Here is a 7,587-nt window from a genome sequence, read left to right as displayed (position 1 = left end):
GACAACATCACGCCCTTCCCCCGCAGCAACGTCTTCATCGTCTTCAACAGCGTGGAGAACACGGCGGTCGAACCCTTCGCGGCCCCGGTCCGACGCCCCGAGTTCATCGGAGCCCGGGACTTCACCCCGGTGAGGTGAACCGGCCCCGGCCGGGGGTCCGGGGGTCGTCCCCCGGGCGACACGGCATCGGGGCCCGGGACTTCACCCCGGTGAAGTAGCCGCGTGACACAGGCTGCGGGCCGGCGCCTCCCCGTGTGGGACAGGGAGGCGCCGGCCCGCTGCCGTGCGCTCAGCCGGACAGCGCGTCCAGCAGCCGGTCCACGTCGGCGGCCGTGTTGTAGAGGTGGAAGGACGCCCGCAGGTTGCCCGCGCGGTTCGACACCTGGATGCCCGCCTCGGCCAGCTCCGGCTGGAGGCGGCCGAGTCCCGGCACGGACACGATCGGCGAACCGGGCGCGGGCACCGGCGTGTGGCCCAGGGTGGCGAGCCCCGCGCGGAAGCGGTCGGCGAGGGCCAGGTCGTGGGCGCGGACGGCGTCCACGCCGAGCTCCTCGACGAGTTCGAGGGAGGCCCGCAGTCCCGCGTAGTCGAACAGGGCTGGGCTGGAGTCGAACCGCCGGGCCGAGTGGGCGAGTTCGGCGACGGGTCCGTAGCAGCTGTCCCACGGGACCTCCCCCGCTACCCAGCCCGCCTGCACCGGCGTCAGGTCGCCGAAGTCCTCGGGGACGACGAGGAAGGCCGCACCGTGCGGGCCGAGCAGCCACTTGAAGGTGATGGAGACGCTGTAGTCGTACGCGTCCGCCGTGACCGGGAGCCAGCCGGCCGCCTGGGAGAAGTCGACGTAGGTGCGCGCCCCGTGGCCGCGGGCCGCCTCGCTCAGCGCGGGCAGGTCGGCGATCCGGCCGTCGGCGGACTGCACGGCGCTGACCGCGACCAGCGCGGTGCCGGGCCGGACCGAGTCGGCGAGCCGCTCCAGCGGCACGGCCCGCACCTTGAGGTCGCCGCGCGCGTGGAACGGGTTCAGCACCGAGGTGAAGTCGCCCTCCACGGTGAGGACTTCGGCGCCCGGCGGCAGGGAGGCCGCGACCAGCGAGGTGTACAGGGCGACCGTGGCCCCGGCCGCCACCCGCTCGGCCGGGACGCCGGCCAGCCGGGCGTAGGCGGCCCGGCAGGCCTCGACGTCGGCGAAGAGCGGGTCCAGCGGACGGCCCTGCGCGCGCAGCCGCGCGGCGTCCTGGAGCGCGGCCAGGGTGCGGGCCGGCAGGAGAGCGTTGCTCGCGGTGTTCAGGTAGGTGTTCTCCGGGGCGAACTCGGCACGGACGAGGTTCTCGAAGGTCTCCATGGGACCACTCTGCGGCCCCGGGACCTCCCCGTCCATCGCCGAGTTCTGCGCGATACCGCGAAGGAAGGCTTATGGGTACGCGCCGACCTGCGCGTTCTACTTCCGCGGCACCGCGCATCCGTCCGGGCCGCAGGCCTCCGCGTCGCCGTCGACCGTCGTCAGCGGCGGGCGCTCGCCCCAGGCCTGCGTCAGCGCCCGGGCGAACACCTCGGCGGGCTGGGCGCCGGAGACGCCGTACGTGCGGTCCAGCACGAAGAACGGCACGCCGCTCGCGCCGAGCCGCGCGGCCTCGCGCTCGTCGGCGCGGACCTCGTCGGCGTACGCCTGCGGGTCGGCGAGGACCTCGCGCACCGCGCCGGCGTCGAGACCGGCCGCTTCGGCGAGCTCGACGAGCCGTGCGTCGTCGTTGAAGACGGACCGCTCCTCGGCGAAGTTCGCCCTGTACAGCAGATCGAGCAGCTCCACCTGGCGGCCCCGCTCGCGGGCGAAGTGCAGCAGCCGGTGCATGTCGAAGGTGCTGCCGTGGTCGCGGCCCCGGGTGCGGTAGGGCAGCCCCTCGGCGGCGGCCTGGGTGCCCAGGTTGTCCTCGCCGGCCTCGGCCTGCGCCTCGCTCATGCCGTACTTCCCGGTGAGCATCGAGATCACCGACTGGACGTCGTCCTTGGCACGGCCCGGGTCCAGCTCGAAGGAACGGTGCACGACCTCGACCTGCTCACGGTGCGGGAAGGCGGCCAGCGCCTTCTCGAAACGGGCCTTTCCGACATAGCACCAGGGGCAGGCGATATCGGACCAGATTTCGACGCGCATCGTGATCGGCACTCCAGGTCGTACGGGTACGGAGGCTCCCTCCGGCGGCTACGTGAACATTCAACCAGCAGCTTCCATTCCCTCAGCCGCCGTCCCGCAGGCCACTCGGCCAGGGGGCCGGTACTCGATGTGGTCGTACGTCACCGCACATCCCTCGCCCGTCGGCGACCGGGTCATGAAGCCGACCGGGGCGGCCCCGGTCTCCTTCTCGCCGCCGAGGGTGAAGAGGCGGACGAAGGTCCGGCGTGCGCCGTCCCGGGAGGCGTGGAAGGCGAAGGCGCGCCCGGTGCGGCTCACCCGGAGCCGGACGGAACCACCGTCGGCGGTGAAGGAGTCGGCGTCGTCGGAGTGGTCCCGGGCGACCACCGTGCAGACGGTGGGCACGTCCGGCGAGTACTCCGGGCAGGGCTTGGCCCACGCCCGCTCGCCCACGTGGACGTGGAGGACGCCGGCGTCGAAGGAGGCGGTGAAGCCGACCGTGACGCGGGCGATCAGCCGGAAGTCGCCCTCGGGCGCGCCCAGCAGGCGCGGCGCTTCGGAGGCGGGGTCCAGGGACTCGCCGATGGGCGGCACGAGACGGTCCCGCCGGGGCCCGGCCCAGCCGGTCAGCACCCCGTCCTCGTAGGACCAGTGTCCGCCGGGACCGTACGTACGCAGGGCGAAGGGCAGTGCGGGAACGTCGACGCCCATCGGCCGATGACCTCCGGGGCGGGGGCGTGGGGCACGGGGCCGCGCCGGTCGCGCCCCGCGCCCCACGACGCTACCGCTCGAGGACCCCGTTGAACCGGCGGGGCAGTCCCAGCGGGTTGTCGTCCCTGAGTTCCGCGGGCAGCAGGGCCTCGGGCGTCCCCTGGTAGACGACCGGCCGCAGCCACCGCTCGATGGCCGTGCCGCCCACCGACGTGGAGGTGGAGGTGGTCGCCGGGTACGGGCCGCCGTGGTGCTGGGCCGGGGCGACCGCGACGCCCGTCGGCCAGCCGTTGACCAGGACCCGCCCGGCCAGCGGCGTCAGCTCCTGCACCAGCTCCGCCCCGCGGCCCTCGCCCGCCGCCTCCTCGGCGGACAGCTGCACGGTCGCCGTGAGGTTGCCCGGCAGCCGCGACAGCACACTCCGCACCTCGGCGTCGTCCTCGTAGCGGGCCACGACGGTGACCGGTCCGAAGCACTCCTCGAGCAGCAGGTCGTGCTCGCCCTCCTGGGCCAGCCGGCTCGCGGGGACGGTGAGGAAGCCCGCGCTGACGGTGTGCTCGCCGCCCGCGCCCGGCGTCACCGGGGACTCCACGTCGGGCAGCTGGGCGCGCTCGGCGACCCCGGCGACGAAGTTGTCGCGCATGCGGTGGTCGAGCAGGACACCGGCGTCGGTGTCGCTGACGGCGTCCGTCAGGGACTTGACCAGCGCGTCGCCGGCCGTGCCGGCCGGCGCGAGGACCAGGCCCGGCTTCACGCAGAACTGGCCGACGCCCAGCGTCATCGAACCGGCGAGCCCGGCGCCGATCGCCTCACCGCGCTCGGCGGCGGCGGCCTCGGTGACGACGACCGGGTTCAGCGAGCCCAGCTCGCCGTGGAACGGGATCGGGACGGGCCGGGCGGCGGCCGCGTCGAAGAGGGCGCGGCCCCCTCGGACGGAACCGGTGAAACCGGCCGCCGAGACCAGCGGGTGCTTGATCAGCTCGATGCCGGCGTCGAAACCGTGCACCAGGCCGAGCACGCCCGCGGGGACGTCGTGGCGGGCGGCGGCCCGGCGCAGCACCTTGGCGACCAGCTCGGACAGTCCGGGGTGGTCCGGGTGGGCCTTGACGACGACCGGGCAGCCGGCCGCGAGCGCGCTCGCGGTGTCGCCGCCCGCCACGGAGAAGGCGAAGGGGAAGTTGGACGCCGAGTAGACGGCGACGACGCCCAGCGGGATCTTGTAGCGGCGCAGGTCCGGGACGGGCGGGGTCGCGGTGTCGTCGGGATGGTTGATGACGACGTCGAGGAAGGCGCCCTCCTCCACGATGCCGGCGAAGGCCCGCAGCTGGTAGCAGGTGCGGGCGAGTTCGCCGGTGAGCCGGACCGGGCCGAGCGCGGTCTCCGCGTCGGCGACCTCGACGAGCTGGTCCCGGGCCGCCTCGAGCTCGTCGGCGGCCGCGCGCAGGAAGGAGGCGCGGACGGTGCGGTCCGTCAGCGCTCCGCGCGCCTCGTGCGCGGCGCGGACGGCGGCGTCGACCTCCTGGGCTGTCGCCTCCACCGCGACCTGTTCACGCTGCTTCCCGGTTCGGGGGTCGACACTCCAGACTGGTGCTGCTGCCACCGCGGGTCCCTCCACTTGATTGCCGCATGCAATGCCGCAGTATGTACGTCACCCCACAGCGTTGTTCGATATGCTGAACAGCGTCTCTGTGGGTGAATGTGCTTCGGAGACTATTTCCCGGCGAACGAAGGGGTCAAGGGCGATGTCGGCTGGCGAGACGGGCGGCGGGGCGCAGGTCAAGTCCGCGGTGCGGACCGTTGAACTGCTCGAATACTTCGCCGGGCGCCCCGGCATGCACTCCCTGGCGGCGGTCCAGGAGGCCGTCGGCTACCCCAAGTCGAGCCTGTACATGCTGCTGCGCACCCTCGTGGACCTCGGCTGGGTGGAGACGGACGCGACGGGCACGCGGTACGGCATCGGCGTGCGGGCGCTGCTGGTGGGCACGTCGTACATCGACGGCGACGAGGTCGTCGCGGCGGCCCGCCCCACGCTGGACCGGCTCTCCGACGACACCACGGAGACCATCCACCTCGCCCGGCTCGACGGCACCAACGTGGTCTACCTCGCCACCCGCCAGTCGCAGCACTACCTGCGCCCGTTCACCCGGGTCGGCCGCCGGCTGCCCGCGCACTCGACGTCACTGGGCAAGGCGCTGCTGAGCACGTACCCGGACGAGCAGGTGCGCAAGATGCTCCCCGAGACGCTGCCCGCGCTGACCGAGAACACCATCACCGACCGGGAGAAGCTCATCGAGGAGCTGCGCCTGGTGCGGGAGCAGGGCTTCGCCGTGGACCGCGAGGAGAACACCCTGGGACTGCGCTGCTTCGGCGTGGCGATCCCGTACCGCACCCCCGCGCGGGACGCGATCAGCTGCTCGGTGCCGGTGGCGCGGCTCACGCCCGCGCACGAGCAGATGGTCAAGGACGCCCTGTTCGACGCCCGCGACCGGCTGACCCTGGCCACCCGGAGGCTCTGACCCGTGGACATCACCCTGCGTCCGGTGCACGACAGCGACCTGCCGGTCTTCTACCGGCAGCTGAACGACCCGGAGGCGCTGCGCATGGCGGCCTTCACCCCCGAGGACCCGGCCGACCGGGACCGCTTCGACGCCCACTGGGCGCACCTGCGCGACTCGCCGGAGAGCGTGGTGCGCACGGTACTGGGCGACGGCGACGTGGTGGGGCACGCGTCGGTGTACGGGGAGGCCGGCGAGCGCGAGGTGACGTACTGGGTCGACCGGACCCACTGGGGCAGGGGGATCGCCACGGCCGCGCTGCGCGCCCTCCTCGCGGAGGTGGGCGAACGCCCGCTGTACGCGCGCGTGGCCGCCGACAACGCGGGATCGCGGCGGGTGCTGGAGCGGTGCGGTTTCGAGCTCTCCGGACGGGCCACGGCGTACGCCCCGGCGCGGGGTGCGGAGGTCGACGAGCTGGTGCTCGCACTGGACCGCTGAGGTCCGGGCGGCACGGCCGTTCGATGAGCATCCGATGAGAAAACGGGGCGGAAGGGAACGATCCGACGCCTCCCGTTCGTCTGTCCGGACGCGATGAACAGGACGATCAGGCGTGCCTCCGTCTTCACGCTGCTCCTGGTGCTCGCCCTGCTGGTCAGGGCGACCTGGGTGCAGTTCTACGAGGGCCGGGCACTCGCGGACGACAGTGACAACCGGCGCAACGCGATCGAGACGTACGCGGAGCCGCTCGGGAACATCGTCGTGGCCGGTGAGCCGATCACCGGCTCGGCGCGGACGAAGGGGAGCGACCTCGCCCACAAGCGCACGTACGAGGACGGCCCGCTGTACGCGGCGGTGACCGGCTACGCCTCGCAGGCGTACGCGCCGACGCAGCTGGAGGGCATCTACCAGGACCTGCTCAACGGCACGGACCCGCGGCTGAAGACTGTGACGGACACCGTCACCGGCCGGCGTGCCGCCCCGGGCACGGTGGTGACGACCATCGACCCGGCGGTGCAGAAGGCCGCGTACGAGGCGCTCGGCGACAAGAAGGGCGCGGCGGTCGCGATCGACCCGAGGACCGGCCGGATCCTCGCGGTGGTGTCGACCCCGTCGTACGACCCGGCGTCGCTCACCGACGCCAACACCGCGGGCGGGGCGTGGAAGGAGCTCACCGCCGATCCGGACAAGCCGCTCGTCAACCGGGCGCTGCGCCGGCCGGTGCCCCCGGGCTCGACGTTCAAGCTGGTCGTCGCGGCGGCGGCGCTGGAGGACGGGCTGTACGCGTCGGTGGACGAGAGGACCGAGAGCCCCGATCCGTACACGCTGCCGGGCACGGTCACGGACCTCACCAACGAGAACCCGGACGCCCCCTGCGAGAACGCCTCGATCCGGGTCGGGCTCCAGTACTCCTGCAACAACGTCTTCGCCAAGATGGCCGTCGACCTGGGGCAGGACACGGTGCGGGCGATGGCCGAGCGGTTCGGCTTCGGCGACGAGACGCAGGACGTGCCGGTGCGCGCCCACACCAGCGTCTACCCCTCGGACATGGAACCGTCGCAGACCGCTCTCACCGGGATCGGCCAGTTCGACGTGACCGCGACCCCGCTGCAGATGGCGATGGTGTCGGCGGCCCTGGCCAACGACGGGAAACTGGTGTCGCCGCACATGGTCAGCCGGATCACGGACGGCGGCGGCGACGTGCTGGAGGACTACGACGAGAAGGCCGGGACGCAGCGGATCGTCAGCTCCTCGACCGCCGAGCAGCTCCGGTCGGCGATGGAGACGGTCGTCGAGGAGGGCACGGGGTCGAACGCGCGGATCTCCGGCGCCACCGTGGGCGGCAAGACGGGCACCGCGCAGCACGGCGAGAACAACAGCAAGACGCCGTACGCCTGGTTCACCTCGTACGCCGAGGCGGACCGGGGCGACGAGGAGGTCGCCGTGGCGGTCGTGGTGGAGCAGTCCGACGCGGCCCGCTCGGAGGTCAGCGGCAACGGTCTGGCGGCCCCGGTCGCCAAGGCGGCGATGGAGGCGGCGCTGGAGGACTGAGCCCTCCCCGGCCGACCGGCCGCCCGCGCGCGGACGGGCCGTCCCCTTCCTCCCGGGGGGCGGCCCGTCACCTCGTGCGGACGGCCGTTCCGCGTCGGGTGCCCGCGCGACCGGGCCCGCGGTGAACCCCGCCCCGCCGCGGTCCGTGGTACGGATGCGTACACCGGCCTGCCAGACGTCGTTCGACCCTCCGCACGGACCCAT

Annotated in this window: 6 protein-coding genes and 2 pseudogenes; 4 read left to right on the top strand and 4 right to left on the bottom strand. The window is 73.4% G+C overall.

From position 1 onward, the window contains the following. A pseudogene (locus tag ABTY20_RS22005) lies at positions 1-138 on the top strand (ectoine hydroxylase); the annotation flags it as partial. A gap of 151 nt (positions 139-289) precedes the next feature. Here the strand turns inward: ABTY20_RS22005 and ABTY20_RS22000 are convergent. The 4 genes and pseudogenes from ABTY20_RS22000 to ABTY20_RS21985 form a co-directional block, all read right to left on the bottom strand. Next, positions 290-1,342: an aminotransferase class V-fold PLP-dependent enzyme gene (locus ABTY20_RS22000; RefSeq protein WP_351998710.1), complete on the bottom strand. Its 1,053-nt coding sequence runs from the start codon at positions 1,340-1,342 to the stop codon at positions 290-292. Positions 1,343-1,438: 96 nt separating this feature from the next. After that, positions 1,439-2,149 carry a DsbA family oxidoreductase gene (locus tag ABTY20_RS21995; protein ID WP_351998709.1) on the bottom strand — a complete coding sequence of 237 codons (711 nt, stop codon included), beginning with the start codon at positions 2,147-2,149 and terminating at the stop codon, positions 1,439-1,441. An 82-nt stretch (positions 2,150-2,231) separates the two neighbouring features. Then, positions 2,232-2,839: pseudogene (locus ABTY20_RS21990) on the bottom strand (DUF1349 domain-containing protein). Positions 2,840-2,909: 70 nt separating this feature from the next. Further along, positions 2,910-4,439 carry an aldehyde dehydrogenase (NADP(+)) gene (locus ABTY20_RS21985; RefSeq protein WP_351998708.1) on the bottom strand — a complete coding sequence of 510 codons (1,530 nt, stop codon included), beginning with the start codon at positions 4,437-4,439 and terminating at the stop codon, positions 2,910-2,912. 142 nt (positions 4,440-4,581) lie between these two features. On the opposite strand from ABTY20_RS21985, the gene ABTY20_RS21980 reads away from it, so the two are divergent. The 3 genes from ABTY20_RS21980 (at position 4,582) to ABTY20_RS21970 (ending at position 7,383) form a co-directional block, all read left to right on the top strand. Further along, on the top strand, positions 4,582-5,355 hold the full coding sequence (locus ABTY20_RS21980; RefSeq protein ID WP_030821044.1) for an IclR family transcriptional regulator: 774 nt from the start codon (positions 4,582-4,584) through the stop codon (positions 5,353-5,355). Between the two features lie 3 nt (positions 5,356-5,358). Next, positions 5,359-5,832 (top strand): GNAT family N-acetyltransferase, encoded by a 474-nt coding sequence (locus tag ABTY20_RS21975; protein ID WP_351998707.1) that lies wholly within the window; start codon positions 5,359-5,361, stop codon positions 5,830-5,832. A 93-nt stretch (positions 5,833-5,925) separates the two neighbouring features. Next, a complete protein-coding gene (locus ABTY20_RS21970; RefSeq protein ID WP_351998706.1) occupies positions 5,926-7,383 on the top strand; it encodes a peptidoglycan D,D-transpeptidase FtsI family protein in 1,458 nt (485 codons plus the stop codon). Positions 7,384-7,587: the final 204 nt, after the last annotated feature.

The organism is Streptomyces sp. NPDC126497, from assembly GCF_040302425.1.
GTDB lineage: Bacteria > Actinomycetota > Actinomycetes > Streptomycetales > Streptomycetaceae > Streptomyces.
Note: the sequence above shows the minus strand (reverse complement) of the source record. Positions and strands in the feature narration are given on the sequence as shown.

What these genes read in the sequence shown, in the direction of transcription:
- ABTY20_RS22000 (WP_351998710.1), bottom strand. Translation starts at nt 1,342, where the DNA reads ATGGAGACCTTCGAGAACCTCGTCCGTGCCGAGTTCGCCCCGGAGAAC.
- ABTY20_RS21995 (WP_351998709.1), bottom strand. Translation starts at nt 2,149, where the DNA reads ATGCGCGTCGAAATCTGGTCCGATATCGCCTGCCCCTGGTGCTATGTC.
- ABTY20_RS21980 (WP_030821044.1), top strand. Translation starts at nt 4,582, where the DNA reads ATGTCGGCTGGCGAGACGGGCGGCGGGGCGCAGGTCAAGTCCGCGGTG.
- ABTY20_RS21970 (WP_351998706.1), top strand. Translation starts at nt 5,926, where the DNA reads ATGAACAGGACGATCAGGCGTGCCTCCGTCTTCACGCTGCTCCTGGTG.